Origin of the sequence: Vibrio sp. 10N.261.51.A4, from assembly GCF_041471945.1 — a bacterium.
GTDB classification, from domain to species: domain Bacteria; phylum Pseudomonadota; class Gammaproteobacteria; order Enterobacterales; family Vibrionaceae; genus Vibrio; species Vibrio crassostreae_C.
This window is the reverse complement of the sequence record NZ_JBFRPJ010000007.1, coordinates 1-21823: the sequence shown is the minus strand read 5'-3', so window position 1 is coordinate 21823 and position 21823 is coordinate 1. Positions and strand designations below refer to the sequence as shown.

8 protein-coding genes are annotated in these 21823 nt (G+C 47.2%); 5 read left to right on the top strand and 3 right to left on the bottom strand.

What is annotated here, in order from left to right; translation table 11 throughout:
• Window positions 1-2 precede the first annotated feature (2 nt).
• Both AB4384_RS02690 and AB4384_RS02685 read right to left on the bottom strand, forming a co-directional pair.
• Window positions 3-758: a TRAP transporter small permease gene (locus AB4384_RS02690; RefSeq protein WP_029235189.1), complete on the bottom strand. Its 756-nt coding sequence runs from the start codon at window positions 756-758 to the stop codon at window positions 3-5.
• Window positions 759-822: 64 nt separating this feature from the next.
• Window positions 823-1818 carry a TRAP transporter substrate-binding protein gene (locus AB4384_RS02685; protein WP_016788636.1) on the bottom strand — a complete coding sequence of 332 codons (996 nt, stop codon included), beginning with the start codon at window positions 1816-1818 and terminating at the stop codon, window positions 823-825.
• 346 nt (window positions 1819-2164) lie between these two features.
• Between AB4384_RS02685 and AB4384_RS02680 the strand changes: the two genes are divergently transcribed.
• On the top strand, window positions 2165-2572 hold the full coding sequence (locus AB4384_RS02680; protein ID WP_004736070.1) for a thioesterase family protein: 408 nt from the start codon (window positions 2165-2167) through the stop codon (window positions 2570-2572).
• Between the two features lie 75 nt (window positions 2573-2647).
• Here AB4384_RS02680 and AB4384_RS02675 read toward each other — a convergent pair whose 3' ends face one another.
• A complete protein-coding gene (locus AB4384_RS02675) occupies window positions 2648-3460 on the bottom strand; it encodes a 4'-phosphopantetheinyl transferase superfamily protein (RefSeq protein ID WP_017060627.1) in 813 nt (270 codons plus the stop codon).
• A 721-nt stretch (window positions 3461-4181) separates the two neighbouring features.
• Here AB4384_RS02675 and AB4384_RS02670 point away from each other — a divergent pair.
• The 4 genes from AB4384_RS02670 to pfaD are packed head-to-tail and all read left to right on the top strand — an operon-like array spanning window position 4182 to window position 21731.
• Window positions 4182-12041, top strand: coding sequence for a phosphopantetheine-binding protein (locus AB4384_RS02670; protein WP_372128844.1), 7860 nt, complete (start codon window positions 4182-4184; stop codon window positions 12039-12041).
• A complete protein-coding gene (locus AB4384_RS02665; RefSeq protein WP_372128843.1) occupies window positions 12041-14098 on the top strand; it encodes a PfaB family protein in 2058 nt (685 codons plus the stop codon). Before AB4384_RS02670 ends, AB4384_RS02665 begins: the two co-directional genes overlap by 1 nt.
• Window positions 14095-20055 carry a beta-ketoacyl synthase N-terminal-like domain-containing protein gene (locus AB4384_RS02660; protein ID WP_372128841.1) on the top strand — a complete coding sequence of 1987 codons (5961 nt, stop codon included), beginning with the start codon at window positions 14095-14097 and terminating at the stop codon, window positions 20053-20055. The genes AB4384_RS02665 and AB4384_RS02660 overlap by 4 nt, the downstream gene beginning before the upstream one ends.
• Window positions 20056-20093: 38 nt before the next feature.
• A complete protein-coding gene (gene pfaD / locus AB4384_RS02655; protein ID WP_372128839.1) occupies window positions 20094-21731 on the top strand; it encodes an eicosapentaenoate synthase subunit PfaD in 1638 nt (545 codons plus the stop codon).
• Window positions 21732-21823 lie beyond the last annotated feature (92 nt).

Genomic DNA, 21823 nt, shown 5'->3' with positions numbered 1-21823 from the left:
GATTAGTCTTCCTTACCGTTAGATTTTGTACTCGACTCATTCGCTTTGTTCTGCGGAGTCGAATTCAATACCGCTGTTGCATCTTCGTCAGGGCCCGCTAGCACGTCTGCTTTCAACGCATCCAGCTCTTCTTCGGCTTCGTGTCCTGCAATCATGCGGTCAAGCTTGCCTGTGACGACTTGGTAAGCAACTTGAGCAAAACGGAACGTTAGCATTGCCATACCAATCGGCAGCGCCATATAAGGAATAAAACGTGGCAGTTTCTCGTATCGCTCGCCTTCATTCAGCCAGTCAGCAAGAAACTGAAGCATCTCTGGCATTGGAATATCGTCGGTCTCGTACCATGCGCGATCGGTCGCGAATGGGTACCAATAATTCCAAGAACCGATAAGAAGTAAGATTGAAAATGCTAGGCAGCTTGTCACGGCGATGAGCGCATACACTTTGCGTAGCTTTTCTGGGGCAAGGTTGATGATCACATCAACACCAATGTGGAAGTGTTTTTTAACGCCATAAGATGCGCCCACTAACACCATCCAAGCAAACATGAACACGGTCAGTTCCAGTGCCCATAAGATGTTGTCATTGAATGCGTATCGAAATACCACGTTGGCAAAAGTAAGTAGCGTCATTGCGCCAAGGAAAAATGCGATTAGTGACTCTTCAATCACATCCGTAACTCTTCCGACTTTGGAAAAAAGAGAGGTTTCCAGTGCTGATTCGCTAGAATTTGGTTGTTCCATTTGAGGCTTTTCCATAATTGACTCCGCTTATAATTGTTTTAATAAGGAGTGACGAATACTCGCCACTCCCTTAGCGGTGTTATTGGTTTGAAGCTAACGCTGCATCGATAAGGTCTGAACCGATGTCTTTTTCAAACTTCTTCCATACTGGTTGAAGTGCAGCTACCCATGCTTCACGCTGTTCAGGCGTAAGTGTACGAACCTCACCACCCGCTTCGATGATGTTGTTTTTGTTCGCTAGGTTAACTTTTGAAGATTCTGCGTTACGCGTCTCAGACACTTCTTGAACGATAGTGCCAAGCTGTGTGCGTACATCTTCAGGTAGGTCTTTCCAGAAGTCGTTTGACGTTACAACTAGGTAATCCAAGATACCGTGATTAGTTTCGGTCACGCCGTCTTGTACTTCAAAGAACTTCTTACCGTAGATGTTTGACCATGTGTTCTCTTGACCATCGATAACTTTAGTTTGCAAGCCACCGTACACTTCTTTGAAAGACATCTTCTGTGGGTTAGCACCCAGTTGTTCAAACTGAGCCACCAATACATCCGATGCTTGAACACGGAATTTCAAACCTTTTGCATCTTCAGGGCTGATAAGAGGTTTGTTCGCCGACATCTGTTTCATGCCATTGTGCCAAAACGCAAGACCTTGCAGGCCACGACGCTTCATCGCGTTCTTCAGCTTTTCACCAGATTCTGAGTTTTGGAAACGGTCAACGGCTTCTACGTCTTCAAATAGGAAAGGAAGGTCAAAAATGCGGTATTTCTTAGTGAACTTCTCAAATTTTGACAGCGATGGCGCCGCCATTTGAACATCACCATTTAACAGGGCTTCCAGTACCTTATTATCATCGTAAAGTGTTGAGTTAGGGAAAACTTGCATACAAGCTTTTCCATTCATTTCTGTGTTTACTCGCTCTTCCAGTAAAGAAGCGGCGATGCCTTTCGGGTGCTTATCGGTATTGGTTACATGACTGAATTTAATCACGATTTCACCAGGGTCACAGTTTGCAGCAGCATTAAAACTTGTGAGCGCCAGAGCAGATACAGACAGCAGGGTAAGAGGCTTAAACATTATTATTCTCCTTAGTAAACAAAGCAGCCCTTCAATGGGAACTGCGTGCTTTCACTAAGGCAATTAGCGCGCCATATTGACACAATTCATTAACAAGCCTTTAACCGCAAGGCTTCATCAGATCTGCCTGCAGTTGTCGCTAACTCGCTACAAAAATTAATGGGTGGAAAATGACACATAGAATATTTGTAAATGGGTGGGAGTTGACCAAAGCATCAGTGATAAATGAGGTCTGACCAAAAGCCCCTTTCACGATGATGCCTTGAAGTAATTTCAACCTATCCTGTAGAGTGCTGCACAACTTAGTCAGATTTACTGATCCACTACTTACCAAGAGTTGCTACCCATGAGTCAGATCTACCATCACCCAGTACAGATTTACTACGAAGATACCGATCACTCAGGTGTGGTTTATCACCCTAACTTTCTTAAATACTTTGAGCGTGCGCGCGAGCATGTGTTGGGCAGCGATAAACTGGCAGAGTTGTGGAATGAACATGGACTGGGGTTTGCGGTGTATAAAGCCAATATGACCTTTCAAGACGGCGTTGAGTTCGCAGAGATCTGCGATATCCGAACCTCTTTTGAGCTCGATGGCAAATACAAAACCTTATGGCGACAAGAGGTATGGCGTAAAGATGCAACCAAACCTGCCGTGATTGGTGATATCGAGATGGTTTGCCTAGATAAAGACAAACAACTTCAGCCTGTACCCGCAGAAGTATTAAAAGCGATGCTTGGCGAAACGAGTTAGCCAATATTACGAATGGCTGAGAGCGAGCCGTGTTCAAGATTAGAAGCTAAAGGTTCTAGTGTAACGAACGTAAACTCAGCCAAGTAGCTTCGATTTGGGGAAGCACTTAATCTCTAATTGCATAGGAAGCGTTGCACCACCAAGCGTCACGGCAAATCGAAACTGGTTATCCAGCCTTCCTAAACTGCATTGCCAATCTGTTGAAGTATTGTCATTTTCAGCAGCATCCAACCCTACACCGTTATGGACAATGATTCCTCCATGTAACTCTGGTCGTAAACCCGACGAATGAACTGGCAGCGTTTGTTGAGTTAGATTGGAAAAATCGAACGAAAAACTTTTCAATGATGTGGCCAACCCCTTACCTGTCGCTTTGATGTACGACTCTTTCAGTGCCCACAAATCAAAAAAACGTTCTCTTTGAGATACCTCATCCAGCTCGAGTAAATCGTTAATCTCAAATTCCGAAAAGTAATGCTTCATGATCGCCGCGATGTTGGTCGAGCTTCTTGCATGTTCTATATCCACCCCAAGCTGTAGTGGTTGCCCTTTCGTTCGGCAGACAGCAATCAGTAAATGATCTTGACTGTGGCTAATATTGAAATTCAGTCCGGTTTTGTGTTGCTGCTCTGCAATCAAGCTTGGTTTGCCTTTTTCACCATACTCAAATCGCCACTCTTCAGCCGTCAAATCAGAGTAGATCGACAGAACCTCTCGTAAGTAGTTACGAACATAGAGCGCTTGGATCTGAGATGAAGGCATTCGATAACGCTCAACCTTAGCGACTTCATCGTCGGTCAGTTTCTGTTTAAGGCACGACACATGATCAGTACCTTCATCCAAATTGCTTAGAGAACAAAGCCACAAATCAACGACTGGTGTTTCCATCTTTTGAGTACTCACTTCTTAAAAATCACTATTCATAAAGCCATCAATAAAACATCAAAACGAACAAATTTAACTCACCTATGTTTTGAGAGAAACATAGAGAATTTGGGCAGGAAACACCCTTCATATGCGGACTTAAAACTAATTTTTCAAATAATAACAAATTAAAACACAGATCACACTTAGCCTTACGTAACAGTCATCTATTAAATGTTACTTACAAAAATCTGACATAGATCTCACCAAGTCAAAAAATAGAGCATAAACACTAAAAAACTACTCATATCCATTAATTATCAATAATTTAATTTCATTAAAAATACAAAAAACAAAAGTTCAGTAAAATCATCTGGTCTGAACAGATCATAGTGGCCTCTGGGAGCATTGTATCGGCCACTCACCTCGGGTAGCCTGCTCAACCATTAAACAAATTCACACGTTTTTATTGCGGATACCTGCTTTGCATAAAGCAGTACTTTGGACAGGATTTAAATGGACATTAACCTCACATTCGAATACCCCCTTCACGCATGAAACACGTTCTCAACGTCTGCAAGTCAATGAACTTCGCACCCCCTATTTCAGTCAGGTGGCCAACTTTCGGCAGCCTTACTCTTCAGCTGCGTTTGCCCAAATCTGTTTCAGATTTATTTTCGATTCAATTAAAAGCGCAGCCTCAAAACACGACATCGCCCTCAGTGATTTCAAGTGGAGACTCATAATGAGCCAACCCGAAAAAAATACACCGGAATCAGTCGACGACACTCGACTTAATAAACGTCTTAAAGACATGCCTATTGCTATCGTTGGTATGGCAAGCATGTTTGCGAACTCTCGCTACCTAAACAAATTCTGGGATTTGATCAGCGAAAAGATCGATGCAATTACCGAAGTGCCTGATACACACTGGCGCCCAGAAGATTACTACGATTCAGATCGTACTACGCCAGACAAATCTTACTGTAAGCGCGGTGGCTTCATCCCAGAAGTTGACTTCAACCCTATGGAATTCGGCCTTCCGCCAAATATCCTAGAACTGACTGATACGTCACAGCTGCTATCTCTGATCGTGGCAAAAGAAGTACTTGAAGATGCGAAACTTCCTGAAGGTTACGATCGCGATAAGATCGGTATTACACTCGGTGTAGGCGGTGGTCAGAAGATCGCTCAAAGCTTGAATGCTCGTCTTCAATACCCTGTTTTGAAAAAAGTCTTCAAGAGCAGTGGCATCAACGACGAAGACAGCGAAATGCTGATCAAAAAATTCCAAGACCAATACATCCACTGGGAAGAGAACTCATTCCCTGGTTCATTAGGTAACGTAATTTCAGGTCGTATTGCTAACCGCTTTGACCTTGGTGGCATCAACTGTGTAGTAGATGCTGCGTGTGCAGGTTCTCTAGCCGCAATGCGCATGGCACTGAGCGAGCTGGTTGAAGGCCGCAGTGAAATGATGATCACTGGTGGTGTGTGTACTGATAACTCACCAACCATGTACATGAGCTTCTCTAAAACCCCAGCATTCACTACAAACGAAACCATTCAACCTTTCGACATCGATTCAAAAGGTATGATGATTGGTGAAGGCATCGGCATGGTTGCTCTTAAGCGCCTTGAAGATGCTGAACGTGACGGCGACAGAATCTACTCAGTGATTAAAGGTGTCGGTTCTTCTTCGGATGGTAAGTTCAAGAGTATTTACGCGCCTCGCCCTGAAGGACAAGCAAAAGCACTCAAACGTGCTTATGATGATGCAGGTTTCGCACCGCACACGCTTGGCCTACTAGAAGCGCACGGCACAGGTACTGCAGCAGGCGATGTTGCTGAATTTGGTGGCTTAAACTCGGTATTCAGTGAGAACAATGAAGAGAAGCAACACATTGCGTTAGGCTCTGTGAAATCTCAAATTGGTCACACTAAATCAACCGCGGGTACTGCAGGTTTAATCAAAGCTGCCTTAGCACTGCACCACAAAGTACTGCCGCCAACGATTAACGTATCGGCTCCGAATCCTAAACTGGATATCGGAAACTCGCCGTTCTACCTAAACACACAAACGCGCCCTTGGATGAAACGTGTCGACGGCACACCACGCCGTGCAGGTATCAGCTCATTCGGTTTTGGTGGCACTAACTTCCACGTGGTATTGGAAGAGTACACACCAGAGCACACTCGCGGTGACAAATACCGTCAACGCCAAGTGCCGCAAACTCTGTTATTCAGCGCAGAATCTCGTCAAGCACTGATCAATGAACTTAAACAGGTTTCAACTCAAACTGCAGATGCAGCGTTCAAACTGGAAGCGCTTGCTGAGCAACACGCTCTACGCGAAGTTGACGCTAAGCATGCTCGTCTTGGTTTAGTTGTAACTGACCAAGCAGACCTTCAAGCGCAACTGACTCAAGCGATTCCTATGCTTGAGAGCCAAACCAAAGCACATTGGCAGATGCCAAACGGTACTAGCTACCGTGAGTCAGCACTGATTGCTGAAAACGGCACTAGTAAAGTAGCAGCGCTATTTGCAGGTCAAGGTTCGCAATATCTCAACATGGGTCGCGAGCTTGCTTGTCATTACCCAGAGATGCGCCAACAGCTTGCTCAAGCGGACCAAGTATTTGGTCAGCACAAGAAGACGGCTCTGTCCCAAATTCTATTCCCCATTCCAACCTTCACACCAGAAGCAACCAAAGCTCAAGAAGCGGTGTTAACCAACACGGCCAATGCGCAAAGTGCAATTGGTACTGTGTCTATGGGTCAGTTCGACATCATGACTCAAGCTGGCTTCAAAGCAGACATGGTTGCAGGCCACAGCTTTGGTGAACTAAGCGCACTATGTGCTTCGGGTGTTATCTCGCAAGACGATTACTACCAACTAGCTTTCGCTCGTGGCGATGCGATGGCGGCGACACCTGAACAAGGCGACAGCGGTACTATGTTTGCGGTCATTCTAGACGCAGACAAACTTCCAGCCGTTGAAAGCTGCATCAGCCAATTCGAAGGCGTGAGCATTGCCAACTACAACGCTCCGACTCAATTGGTTATTGCTGGTCCAACAGCAACCGTTCAGCAGGCAGCCCAAGCGCTAACTGAGCAAGGCTTCAAAGCAATTGCTCTGCCAGTATCTGGTGCTTTCCACACCCCGCTTGTTGCTCATGCTCAAAAGCCATTTGCAGCTGCAATTGATAAAGCTTCATTTAGCGCTCCAACGCTGCCGCTTTACTCAAACGCAACGGGCAAACTGCACAGCAAAGACGCTAAAGCGATTAAGAAAGCATTCAAACAACACATGCTGCAATCGGTTCGTTTCAGCGAGCAAATTGAAGCGATGTATGAAGCAGGCGCGCGCGTATTCGTTGAGTTCGGTCCGAAAAACATTCTTCAAAAGCTGGTTGAGAAAACACTGGCTGATAAAAACGAAGAACTTTACGCAATCAGCATCAACCCAAGCCCTAAAGGAGACAGTGACCAACAGCTTCGTTTAGCTGCGGTTCAACTGTGCGTGACAGGTGTTTCATTAGACAACATTGACCCTTACCAAGCTGACATTGCTGAACCTGCAAAGGCATCACCAATGAACATCAAGCTGAATGCAACCAACTACATCAGCCCTGCTACTCGTAAGAAAATGGATCAATCATTGGCTTCGGGCAACGTCACCGAAAAGACTGAGATTGTTCAAGTGAAAGTTGAAGTCGAGAAAATCGTGGAAAAAGAAGTGATTAAAACAGAAATCGTTGAAGTACCTGTGGCTGCTCCTCAAGCTTCAAATGTACAACAGTCAGTTGCAGCAGCGCCAAGTGCACAAGCAGCTCAGCAACCTCAAGTGGCACAACCTGCATCGGCGACTATTCAACCAACAGCTTCAGTAACGGTTGATGAGTCTTCACTGCAATCATTCTTCAATGCTCAACAACAAGCAGCAGAAGTACATCAGCAGTTCCTTGCAATTCCTCAGCAATACGGTGACACGTTCAACACCCTAATGTCTGAGCAAGCGAAAATGGCAACAGCAGGCGTAGCAATTCCTGAGAACCTACAGCGTTCTATGGAGATGTTCCACCAGCACCAAGCTGAAACGCTAAAAGCTCACGCTCATTACCTAGAAATGCAAGCGCACAGCAACAACTCAGCACTTAATATGCTGACACAAGGTTCAGTACAAACGGTACAACCAACCTTCGTTGCGCCAGTAAATGCTCAGCCAGTGATTCAAGCTCCAGCTACTCAAACTACTCCAGCAGCTATCGTTCAACAGCCTGTAGCTCAAGTGCAAACAGCTCCTGTACAAGCTGCGCCGGTTCAAAATACAACAGTTCAGAAAGCTCCAGTACAGAAAGCAGCTCCTGCACCACAAGTAGCGGCTCAAGCGGCAGCACAGGTTGCAGCTCAGCCTGTGCCAGTTAAAGCACAACCGGCTCCTGTGGCTGCACCAGTAGCAGTACAATCAGCCGATGCTGAAAAAGTGATGCTAGAAGTGGTCGCTGAGAAAACGGGTTACCCAACGGAAATGCTTGATCTAGAAATGGACATGGAAGCAGACCTTGGTATCGACTCAATCAAGCGCGTAGAAATCCTTGGTACCGTTCAAGACGAAATGCCAAACCTACCTGAGCTGAACCCTGAAGATTTAGCTGAGTGTCGTACTCTTGGCGAAATCGTCGAGTACATGAACAGTAAAAGCATGAACAGCAAGATGCCAGCATCAGCGCCTGTGGCAGCACAGCCAAGCGCAGCCGTTCCTGTTCAAGCCGCTAACGGTCTTGATGCGAAAGTCGTTCAACAAACCATGCTAGAAGTGGTTGCTGAGAAGACAGGTTACCCAACGGAAATGCTTGATCTAGAAATGGATATGGAAGCTGACCTTGGTATCGATTCAATCAAGCGTGTTGAGATTCTTGGTACGGTTCGAGATGAACTGCCTACTCTTCCAGAGCTAAACCCTGAAGACTTAGCTGAGTGTCGCACTCTTGGCGAAATCGTTAACTACATGAACAGCAAGCTTCCAGCTTCGGCTCCTGTAGTCGCTCAAACTGCAACAACTTCAGTGCAAGCAACTAGCGGACTAGATGCAGCTGTTGTTCAGAAGACGATGTTAGAAGTGGTAGCAGAGAAGACGGGCTACCCGACTGAAATGCTAGATCTAGCAATGGATATGGAAGCCGACCTTGGTATCGATTCAATCAAGCGTGTTGAGATTCTTGGTACGGTTCAAGATGAATTACCGACTCTTCCAGAACTAAACCCTGAAGACTTAGCTGAATGTCGCACTCTAGGCGAAATCGTAGCCTACATGAACAGCAAGCTTCCAGCTTCTGCTCCAGTAGCAGCTCAAGCATCTGCGCCAGCAGTATCAAACGGTTTAAACGCAGAACAAGTTCAAAGCACAATGTTGAGCGTAGTAGCGGATAAAACGGGCTACCCAACAGAAATGCTCGACCTAGCAATGGACATGGAAGCTGACCTTGGCATCGACTCAATCAAACGTGTTGAGATCCTTGGTACGGTTCAAGACCAACTACCAACCTTGCCAGAGCTAAACCCTGAAGACCTAGCTGAGTGTCGTACTCTGGGTGAAATCGTTGCTTACATGAATACTAAAAGCATGAACAGCAAGCTAGGCGCTAATGAAGATCCTAACGCAACACCGGCTCCAGAAGTCGCTGCAGCAACTGTAGAAAGCACGAGCAACGACCTAAACCCTGCTCACGTTCAATCAACTATGATGGAAGTGGTTGCCGACAAAACAGGCTACCCAGCAGAAATGCTCGACCTAGCGATGGACATGGAAGCTGACCTTGGTATCGATTCGATTAAACGCGTTGAGATCTTGGGTACGGTTCAAGACCAGCTACCAACGCTGCCAGAGCTAAACCCTGAAGACTTAGCTGAGTGTCGTACTCTTGGTGAAATCGTTACCTACATGCAAAGCAAGCTATCCGTTGCTGCACCTGTAGCGACTGCTAAAGCTGAATCAGTAACGCCTATCGCAGAAACAGCGACAGCGGAACTTCCTCCACACAATGAGGTAGCGCTAAAAAAGCTACCAGCGGCAGATAAACTCGTCGATTGTTTCTCAAAAGACGCTTGTGTCGTGATCACAGATGATGGTCACAACGCCGGTGTTCTAGCAGAAAAGTTGACCGCTAACGGCATTCAAGTTGCTGTAGTGCGTAGTGCTCTTTCTGCCGCGTCACCTTTAAACAGTGAAATCGCAAGCTACACACTCAACAGCGTCGATGATGCTGGTGTGACTGCAGTTATTAACGACATCGAAGCAGACCTTAAAACGTCGAACAAAGTGATTGCTGGCTTCATTCACCTACAAGCTATCGTTGATGCTAAACAAAGCAACGAGCAAGCGGTTAACTTGAATGCAGACTCAAGAGCTTCACTGACGACAGCGTTCTTATTCGCCAAGCACCTAAATGGCCAACTGAATGCCGTTTCTGGTCGTAGCGTGTTCTTCACACTAAGCCGTATCGATGGTGGCTTTGGTTACCTAGATACTAAGCAATTAGCGAATGCAGAACTTAACCAAGCGGCTCTATCTGGTCTAACTAAGACACTGAGCCATGAATGGTCAAACGTATTCTGCCGTGCATTGGATGCTGACGCTTCTATTGATGCTCGTCACCTAGCTGAAGCTATCACAGGTGAACTGTTCGATATCGATACCAACACGGTTGAAATCGGCCTTAGCCATACGGAAAACGGTGAATCTGGTCGTGCAACACTGATTGCGACAACACCAGGCGCTGCACAAACTAAAAACACAGGCGCTCAACTCACCAAGAGCGACAAAGTTCTCGTAACTGGTGGCGCTAAAGGCGTGACGTTTGAATGTGCACTGACGCTTGCTAAGCAATGTAAATCTCATTTCGTTCTTGCAGGTCGTAGTAAGCATATTACTTCAGTTGAGCTACCTCAGTGGGCACAAGGTAAGCAAGAGAAAGAGCTAAAACCAGCGGCTATCGCTCACCTACAAGCAACAGGTGACAAACCAACGCCGAAGAAAGTAGATGCCTTGCTAAAACCTGTATTGAGCAGCCTTGAAATCAACGCAGCACTTGCCGCTTTCAATGAGATCGGCGCGAGCGCTGAATACCTAAGCCTAGATGTATCGAACCATGAGTCAGTAGCAAAAACACTGGCAAACTTCGAAGGCATCACAGGTCTTATCCACGGTGCAGGTGTACTGGCTGACAAGCATATTCAAGACAAAACGCTTGATGAACTGAACATGGTTTACGGCACCAAAGTGGGCGGACTAGAAGCGGTTCTTGGTGGTCTTGATAGCAGCAAGCTAAAACTGATTGCGATGTTCTCTTCGGCGGCGGGTTTCTACGGAAACACAGGCCAAAGCGATTACTCAATGTCCAACGAGATCCTGAACAAAGCGGCTCTACAGCTGTCTGCTCGTAACCCTCAAGCGAAAGTGATGAGCTTCAACTGGGGACCGTGGGACGGTGGCATGGTCAACGCAGCACTAAAACGTATGTTTACAGAGCGCGGTGTGTACGTAATTCCTCTTCAGGCGGGTGCAGAGCTATTTAGTTCTCAACTACTGAACGAAACTGGCATTCAACTGCTGGTTGGTACGAGCATGCAAGGTTCTGACAACAAGGAAGCTGCTGTAAAAAAGCTTAATGCGGAGTCTGTGCACCTTGCAGAGAGTCCGCTGAATACAAGCATTACTGTGACACGTCATCTTGATCCAAAGGCATTGCCTTTCATTCAAGATCACTGCATTACCGGTAACCCAGTGTTACCGACAGTGTGTGCCATCCAATGGATGCGTGAAGTCGCAGAGCAACTGTTAGGGGTGAACGTTAGCGTTCACAACTACAAACTGCTGAAAGGTGTGATTTTTGATACTGATGAAGTGAAAGAGCTGAAACTGGTTCTTTCCTCTGATGCTAAATCAAAAGATCAGCTAAAAGCAGTAATCAGCTGCCAAGGACGACCACAGTATCAAGCTCAGTTGCAAGTTGCCTCTGTGCAAATGTCTGAAGATGTTCAACAAGCGTCGACAAAACGCTTTGAAGCCAGCACTTCAGTACCTGTAACAACGGCACAAGCTCTATACAGTGACGGCACTCTGTTTCATGGACCAAGATTGCAAGGTATTACCTCAGTTGAGCGCTTTGACGACTTAGGCTTATTGGCTCAGTGCCAGTTGCCTCAGATTGAAAACAGCGACTGCGGATCATTTATTCCTAAGCAAGGCTTTGGCGATAGCCAACCATTTGCTGAAGATTATCTGTTGCAAGCCATGTTGGTATGGGCTCGATTGAAATACGACGCGGCAAGCCTACCGTCTGCAATCGGTGAGTTTGTGTGTTACGCACCGATGCACAATGGTGACCAAGGTTGGCTAGAACTGAGCGTGATAAAAAGCACGACTCGTTCACTGCAAGCTGATATCTCGCTTTACCACCAAGATGGTCGTTTAAGCGCAGTAATGAAAGGTGCCAAAGTCACCATCAGCAAGAGCTTAAATGACGCATTTTTGCCAAAATCTAGCTCAGCAGTGCCGAAGAAAGAAGCGACTAAGAACCCAGAAAAGGAGCAATTGTCATAGTGACTGTTCCTTCTAATAAAGCTATGCCATTGCGCATCGCTCTTTTAGCTCAGCCAGCAAACGCGGCTGAGCTTTCTGCCGACTTATTCCTCTCGTTCCCAGACATGATAACTGTTGTGGTTGATGGCAATTTTAATCAAGCACTTAGCCGTGCGATTGAGACTGTAAATCTAGGCACTGCTGCTAAACTCTGTTTGGGTTCTCACTCACCATCATTGTTGATGTTAAGTGCGCTGAATGCTGCTCAGAATAAGATTCACCCACACGCGAATTTAGCGGGCTTTGCCGAAACTCTCGATCTAGATAATGGAGATAGCGTTCAGCTTGCTCTAGAGATGTCACGCCGCCCCGCTTCAGATTTAAGCCATCAACAACAATACTCAACCCTATCTGCTTCGCAGCAGTTTAATGAGTTGTTGAATATGGTTAATGCGATATCGAGCCGTTCATTACCGAGCCATTCATTACCTAACCATTACTGGTTCACTGAGCCGAACAAAGCACGTGTTGCTGCGTTAACTTTCAGTGACGATAGCCAAAAAGCCACCAGCCTGATATTGACTCAAGCGACCGGTTTGCACGAGCCAAAGCCATTGCTATCCAGCGAGAGTTTGATGTTTGTGGTTTCTGGCTGCGAGCAAACTGAATTGGTTTCTCAGTTGGCCTCACTAAGAGCTGAGCTTAAATGCGTTAGTGATTCGGCAGACAGAGAACTTGCTATCGCCAGCTTGATGTATTCAAACCTAAGTCATTTCCAAAGCGCTCAACACAATGCTGACTGTGGTGCGAATATCGTGATTCAGGCGGCTTCAATCGATGCTGCACTGCAAGAGATCACAGCGCTAGAAAATGCGTTGCCAAAAATAATGGCTGACAATAGCCAATACAAGACTCCAGCAGGCAGTTGTTTCTCACCAAAGCCTCAAAGCAAAGGTGGCGTTGCATTTGTTTACCCTGGTGTTGGCACGGTTTATTCCGGTATGTTGCGCGATTTTCACCACCATTTCCCACAGTTATTTGCCCGCTTAGAGCGAGAAGGTGACTTGAAAGAAATGCTGCAGGCTGAAAAAACCTACGCTGAAGACTCGCAAGAAATGTCGCTCAGTGAATTAGCCATTGCAGGTGTGGGCAGTAGTTATCTGTTAACACAACTGCTGTGTGATGAATTCAAAGTGCAGCCAGATTTCGCCTTGGGTTACTCCAAGGGTGAAGCTTCCATGTGGGCTAGCTTGAATGTTTGGAAAAACCCACATGCGCTGATTGAGATGACTCAAACCAGTCCTATCTTCACTACGGCTATTTCTGGCGAACTCACCGCAGTACGTCAAGATTGGCAGCTGAACGGCGACGAAAGCATCCAATGGAATAGCTTTGTGGTTCGCAGTGATGCGCAAGCGATTGAAGCTCTGTTACCAGAGTTCCCACGCGCTTATCTCGCTATCATCCAAGGTGATACTTGCGTGCTAGCAGGTTGTGAAAGCACATGTCGTGCACTACTCAAGAAACTGGGTAAACGTGGTATTGCCGCTAACCGTGTTACTGCGATGCACACCACACCAGCGCTGAGTCAGCATAGCCAAGTGCGTGAGTTTTACACTCAACCACTGTTCGACGAGTTGCCAAAGCATATCCGCTTTATCAGCGCAGCAGGTCTACCGACTGGCGCACCAATCAATATAGACAGCGACAGCATCGCCCTTTCGATTGCCGACACTTTCTGTTCGACGCTGGATTTCACCGCGTTGATCCAAAGTGCACGTCAACAAGGTGCGCGTCTGTTTGTCGAAGTGGGTGCCGATCGTCAAACCAGCACATTGATCGACAAGATCAATCGTAGCGACAACGTAGCAGACCAATACTGCACAATCGCTTCCAATGCCAAAGGCGGTGACGATGTTGTCACGCTCATCAAATGCATTGGTCAGCTCATTACTCATCAAATCCCATTGTCTGTCGAGCCTCTTATCCAAGGGCTAGAACAACAGATCACCGCAGCTAAGCAATTAAGTGGTGTGTCTCAAGGCAGCGCAGTGAATCATCAAGGAGAGCTAGTATGAGTTCTCAATCGAAACCATCTCAATATAAATATCAGGCTCAGAATAAGCAGCAAGTGAAGTGCAATAAGATCGCGATTGTCGGTATTGCTAACCAATACCCAGAAGCTGATACGCCAAAAGACTTTTGGCAAAACTTGCTGGATAAAAAAGATTCTCGAACCACATTAAGCGCTGAAAAATTAGGTGCTGAACCTGAAAGCTATCAGGGCGTGCAAGGTGAGTCAGACCGCTTTTACTGTGATAAAGGCGGCTACATCGAAAACTTCAATTTCGACAGCAATGGCTACCGCTTTACAGCTGAGTCATTCAACGGTGTTGACCAAAGTTTCCTATGGGCTTTGGACACCAGTCGTAAGGCTTTAGTCGACGCTGGCATTGATCTGAATGCCGATGTTTTAGAGCGCACAGGCGTGATCATGGGTGCCCTTTCGTTCCCAACCACACGCTCGAACGACCTGTTTCTGCCGATGTATCACTCGGTCGTCGAAAAGGCACTACAAGCTAAATTGGCTAATGACCAGTTTTCACTGCTACCAACCAATGAAACCGCGCAAGACCTTAATCCGATCAATGGTGCTGCAGCACACAACGCCTCGAAGTTAGTGGCTGATGCGCTAGGTTTAGGCAACGTGCAACTTAGCCTAGATGCGGCATGTGCAAGCTCAGTGTATTCATTGAAGTTAGCGTGTGATTACTTGAACACGGGCAAAGCCGACATGATGTTGGCAGGCGCGGTATCCGGTGCTGACCCATTCTTTATCAACATGGGTTTCTCCATCTTCCACGCTTACCCTGACCACAGTGTGTCGGTTCCGTTTGATAGCAACAGTAAAGGTCTATTTGCTGGCGAAGGTGCCGGTGTTTTAGTCCTAAAACGTTTGGCTGATGCAGAGCGTGATGGCGACAACATCTACGCAGTCGTCAGTGGAATCGGCTTGTCGAACGATGGCCGTGGTCAGTTCGTATTAAGCCCAAATAGCAAAGGACAAGTCCAAGCCTTTGAACGCGCTTACGAAGCTTCTAACCTAACCCCAGACAGCATCGAAGTGATTGAGTGTCACGCAACCGGCACACCATTAGGTGACAAGGTTGAGTTAACCTCAATGGAGCGTTTCTTTGCTGACAAATTGAATGGTTCTAACCCGCCATTAATTGGCTCTGCGAAGTCCAACCTCGGTCACTTGCTGACTGCGGCGGGTATGCCGGGGATCATGAAGATGATCTTTGCGATGAAAGAAGGCGTGCTTCCGCCAAGTATTAACTTAGACAAGCCACTATCGTCGCCAGAAGGTTTATTTGGCTCACAGACTCTGCCAACACAGGTTCAACCTTGGCCAAGTAAAGCGGGCAACCCAGAGCGCTGTGCGGGCGTTTCTGTATTTGGTTTCGGTGGTTGTAACGCTCACTTACTGCTTGAAGCATATTCTGACACCAGTCATGTAAACCAGACTTTAGAGTCAGCGTCTCCAAGCCTACAGCCGTCTAATTTAAGCATTACTGGCCTCGCGTCTCACTTCGGTTCTCTGCAAAGTATCAACGCGCTGAGCACTGCGATTGAAACCAACAACGATGCTTTCATTGCTTTGCCTAAGAAACGCTGGAAAGGCTTAGACCAACATCCAGAACTACTGAATCAGTTTGGTTTACACGGTATTCCAAATGGAGCGTACATCGATCAATTCGATCTCGACTTCCTGCGCTTCAAAGTGCCGCCAAACGAAGATGACCGTTTGATCTCTCAGCAGTTGCTACTGATGAAAGTTGCAGACGAAGCCATCAAAGATGCCAAGCTTGTAGCAGGCCAAAAGGTTGCAGTACTCGTTGCGATGGAAACAGAGCTTGAGATGCACCAATTCCGTGGACGCGTAAACCTGCATAGCCAATTGGCTGACAGCTTTGCCAACATGGGTATTGAGCTAACACAAGACGAATACCAATCGCTAGAAACCATCGCGATGGACAGTGTGATGGACGCAGCCAAACTGAACCAATACACCAGTTTCATCGGCAATATCATGGCTTCGCGCATCTCTTCATTATGGGACTTTAATGGCCCTGCCTTTACGATTTCAGCCGCTGAACAGTCAGTTGCTCGTTGTGTCGATGTCGCGCAAAACCTGATGTCGCAAGAATCCATGGATGCAGTCGTGATTGCAGCCGTCGACCTAAGCGGCAGTGCGGAACATGTGATTCTGAAGAACAGCGTGAGCCCAGTGTCGCTTGATCCAAAATTCGGACAACCGCAAGACGGCAGTTGGAATGTGGGCGAAGGCGCAGGTGCAATTGTTCTTGTGGAAGAAGGTCGAGTAGCGAGCAACCAAGATACGGCTTACGGCAGCATCAACGCATTGGCCTTTGGCTCAAGCGAGAATAACAACGCCGTTGCTGATGAGTTACTGACTCAAGTCGGTCTGAGCTCGAACGATGTTTCTCTGCTTGAGCTTAACCATGCACCAGAGTCTTCATCATATCAGTCTTCGTCTCTAAGTTTAGCGAGCACAAAGACGACTCAAGCGAGTCAACGTGTTGGTCATTGTTCCGCTGCTTCTGGCATGGCAAGCCTGCTACACGGTCTCCTCAACCTGAACCTTGAGTCTCTGAATCCAAATATCAGATCTAAGAGCGCGATTGTTGCCAACATCAGCGAAGGACAATGTTCACAGCTGCTAATAAGCCAGTCGAGTGTTGAATCTCAATCACTATCGGTTCGTTTAAGCAGTGAACTGGCGAGTGATGCTAAACGTCAATTGGTTAAGCAAGTGACTCTCGGTGGTCGCGATATCTATCAACATATTGCCCAAACCCCAGTGACTAACTTAGCAACGATTCAACAGAAAGCTTCTGGCAAACAAGCAGCAAAAGTGGCGTCGATTCCAACGACAGCAAACATCAAAGCAGCCCTTGCGCAAAAAGAGTTAGAGAAGAAGGCATTAGCGCAGAACGCGGTAGAGCCAGTCATCGAAACTCCTACATCAGTATCCCCTACTCTGGCGCCAACTCGCCACAGTCAGCTAACAGGTAACCACAGCAATATGACTCATGTCCTATCCGCTAAAAATGGCGTATCAAATATCGACGCTAATACGGATGCAGCATCACAGCCGTCTGTAACACCACACAACCAAGCTTTTGCTCAAAATCAGCAAGCAGCTCAACAGGTACACAAAGCATTCCTGCACACTCGAGCCCAAGGCATGCAGATGGCTGATGCGCTATTAAAAGCACAGTTAAACGCAATTACGTCTGGTTTAGATAGCTCAGCCGAAACATCAACTCAGCCTGTGCAAGCTCAACCAGCTCAGGTTCAGTCAGCGCCAGTAAACGCACTTGCGACACCAGCACCAGTAAAACCTATCCGTAAACCATGTATCTGGGATTACGATGATCTGGTTGAATACGCTGAAGGCGACATCGCCAATGTATTTGGCCCTGACTACGCGATCATCGATAGCTACTCGCGCCGCGTTCGCCTACCAACCACAGACTACCTATTGGTATCTCGTGTAACCAAGCTCAACGCGACAGTGAACGAATACAAGCCAAGCACCATGACCACAGAGTACGACATCCCAGTTGATGCGCCGTATCTTGTTGATGGTCAAATCCCTTGGGCTGTAGCGGTAGAATCTGGTCAGTGTGACCTAATGCTGATCAGCTACTTAGGCATTGATTTCGAAAACAAAGGCGAGCGTGTTTATCGCCTGCTTGATTGTACACTGACCTTCCTTGGCGACTTGCCTCGTGGTGGCGATACGCTGCGTTACGACATCTCAATCAACAGCTTTGCTCGCAATGGCGACACGCTACTGTTCTTCTTCTCGTACGAATGTTTCGTTGGCGACAAGATGATCCTGAAAATGGATAACGGCTGTGCGGGCTTCTTCACTGATGAAGAGCTAGCCGATGGCAAGGGCGTGATTCACACTGAAGATGAAATCAAGGCTCGTAAACTTGCCACTAAGCAACGTTTCGACCCTATGTTGCACTGCCCTAAAACCCAGTTTAACCACCAAGAACTGCGCCACCTACTGACTGCAAACATTGCAGAGTGTTTTGGCCCGACTCACCAATCTGATCGCCACCAGCCTTCTTTGTGCTTCAGCGCAGAGAAGTTCATGATGATCGAAAAGGTTAGCCGTGTTGAACCGCAAGGTGGCACATGGGGACTTGGTCTGATTGAAGGTCACAAACAGCTAGAGCCTGAGCACTGGTACTTCCCTTGTCACTTCAAAGATGACTCAGTAATGGCTGGCTCTTTGATGGCAGAAGGTTGTGGTCAACTGCTGCAATTCTTCATGATGCACCTTGGCATGCACACGCTTGTTCAAAATGGTCGTTTCCAACCGCTTGAAAATGCCCCTCAACAAGTACGCTGTCGTGGTCAAGTTCTACCACAATCGGCAGAACTGACTTACCGCATGGAAGTGACCGAGATTGGTCTAAGCCCTCGCCCATACGCGAAAGCTAACATCGATATTTTACTGAATGGCAAAGTGATTGTTGATTTCCAAAACTTGGGTGTGATGATCAAAGAAGATGACGAATGTACTCGTTACCTGCCTTCTTTAGAAACAGCTGTCGCGACCCCTGTTATCGAAAACTTGGACCATAAAAGCTTGGGCCATACACCAGCAGTGAATCAACAAGCTTCAGCAAATGCGCCACTTATGGCTCAAATTGAAGACCTAGAAACGGCGCCAAACAAGGGTGTCGTTCCTCTTCAACATGTTGAAGCTCCGGTAACGCCTGATTACCCGAACCGCACACCCGATACGGTTCCATTCACGCCATACCACATGTTCGAATTCGCGACTGGCGACATCGAAAAATGTTTCGGCCCTGATTTCTCTATCTACCGTGGGATGATTCCACCACGTACTCCGTGTGGCGACTTGCAGTTAACCACTCGTGTCGTTGAGATCGACGGCAAGCGTGGCGACTTCAAGAAACCTTCATCGTGTATCGCTGAATACGAAGTGCCAGAAAATGCATGGTACTTTGATGAAAACAGCCACCATACCTTGATGCCTTACTCGGTGTTGATGGAGATTTCACTGCAGCCAAACGGCTTCATCTCTGGCTACATGGGCACCACACTAGGCTTCCCAGGTGAAGAACTGTTTTTCCGTAACCTAGACGGCAGCGGCAAAATGCTGCGTAACGTCGACTTGCGTGGCAAAACGATCACCAACGATTCTCGCCTGCTTTCAACCGTAATGATGGGTACAAACATCGTACAGAGCTTTAGCTTCGAACTGAGCACTGGCGGCGTGCCATTCTACGAAGGTACAGCGGTATTTGGTTACTTCAAAGGCGCAGCACTGAAAGACCAACTGGGTTTGGACAACGGTAAGGTGACTCATCCTTGGCACGTTGATAACAACCGCACGCCGGATGTAAACATCAACCTGCTAGACAAAACGACGCGTTACTTCAATGCACCTGTCTCGTCTACTGGTGAAGTACAAGAGCACTACAAATTGGCCGGCGGTCGTTTGAACTTTATCGATACCGTGCAGATCACTAGCGATGGTGGTAAAGACGGTCTTGGTTACCTATACGCTGAGCGTACGATTGACCCAAGTGATTGGTTCTTCCAATTCCACTTCCATCAAGATCCTGTAATGCCAGGTTCTCTAGGTGTCGAAGCGATCATCGAGCTGATGCAAACCTATGCGCTAAACAAAGATCTTGGCGCTGACTTCCGCAATCCAAAGTTCGGTCAAATCCAATCTGAAGTGAAATGGAAATACCGTGGTCAGATTAACCCTCTGAACAAACAGATGTCTCTCGATGTACATATCACAGCGGTTAAAGACGAAGACGGCAAACGCATCATCGTTGGTGACGCAAACCTGAGCAAAGATGGTCTGCGTATTTACGAAGTGAAAGACATCGCAATTTGTATCGAAGAAGCCCCTGCTACCGATAAAGCTTCTGGTATCAATAAAGCTTAAGCCGCCATTAGAGACAGAGAATTAGGAAAGAATTTAGTATGACAACTCAAACTACTATCAATAACGAAAAGCTATCTCCGTGGCCTTGGCAGATCGAAGAGAGCACAACTCGCTTTGATAACGCAGCAATGTCGACAATATTGAAAGACTTAAGCCTTGCTTGTTACGTCGTGAACCACCCAGAAAAAGGTTTAGGCGTCAGCCAACAAGCTGAAATTACATCGGGTGATTCAGCAAGTGCAGCGAACAGCCAACCTGTTAGCGCATTTGCTCCTGCACTCGGTACACAAAGCTTGGGCGACGAAGAGTTTCGTCGCTGTCATGGCGTAAAATACGCGTACTACGCAGGCGCAATGGCCAACGGCATCTCATCTGAAGAGCTTGTAATTGCGCTTGGTCAGGCAGGCATTCTTTGTTCATTTGGCGCGGCAGGCTTAATCCCGTCTCGCGTTGAGCAAGCGATCAACCGTATTCAAGCAGCGCTACCAAACGGCCCTTACGCGTTTAACCTGATTCACAGCCCAAGTGAACCTGCACTAGAGCGCGGCAGTGTAGAGCTGTTTTTGAAGCACAAAGTGAAAACGGTTGAGGCTTCAGCCTTCTTAGGTTTAACACCGCAAATTGTTCACTATCGTGCTGCTGGTCTAAGCCGTGATGCAAAAGGCGAAATCCAGATTGGCAACAAAGTCATCGCAAAAGTGAGCCGTACTGAAGTCGCAAGCAAGTTCATGCAGCCTGCTCCTGTGAAAATGCTGCAAGCTTTGGTTGATGAAGGTCGAATCACAGCAGAACAGATGGAGCTAGCACAGTTGGTTCCAATGGCGGATGACATTACTGCAGAAGCGGATTCTGGTGGTCACACCGATAACCGCCCTCTAGTTACCCTGTTACCAACGATTCTTGCGTTGAAAGAACAGATCCAAGCTCAGTACCAATTCAAAACACCGCTGCGTGTTGGTTGTGGTGGTGGCGTCGGCACGCCTGACGCAGCTCTAGCAACGTTTAACATGGGCGCGGCATACATTGTTACTGGTTCTATTAACCAAGCCTGTGTTGAAGCTGGCGCGAGCGAACACACACGTAAGCTGCTTTCGACAACTGAAATGGCTGACGTGACTATGGCTCCGGCAGCAGACATGTTCGAAATGGGCGTGAAGCTGCAAGTGGTTAAGCGCGGTACCTTGTTCCCAATGCGTGCAAACAAGCTTTACGAGATCTACACACGCTACGACTCCATTGAAGCGATTCCAGTAGAAGAGCGCCTGAAACTTGAGAAGCAAGTATTCCGTTCAACACTGGATGATATTTGGGCGGGGACTGTGGCGCACTTTAACGAGCGCGATCCTAAACAGATAGAACGCGCTGAAGGCAACCCAAAGCGTAAAATGGCGTTGATCTTCCGTTGGTACTTGGGTCTTTCTAGCCGTTGGTCAAACACCGGCGAACAAGGTCGTGAGATGGATTACCAAGTATGGGCTGGCCCTGCACTTGGCGCATTCAACGCGTGGGCAAAAGACAGCTACCTAGATGATTACCAGCAGCGTAATGCGGTCGACCTTGCTAAGCACCTGATGCACGGTGCGGCTTACTTAGCACGTGTTAACCTGCTGACTTCGCAAGGCATCAAGCTTGATCCAGAACTAGCACGATGGAAGCCAACTCAAAGAATGGCGTAAATGACCTAAATGGACTGGTTGACGAGTAACTAATTACTCAGCGACAGGAAACAAAAAAGCGACCTTATCGGGTCAATGCCGTTCGGATAAGC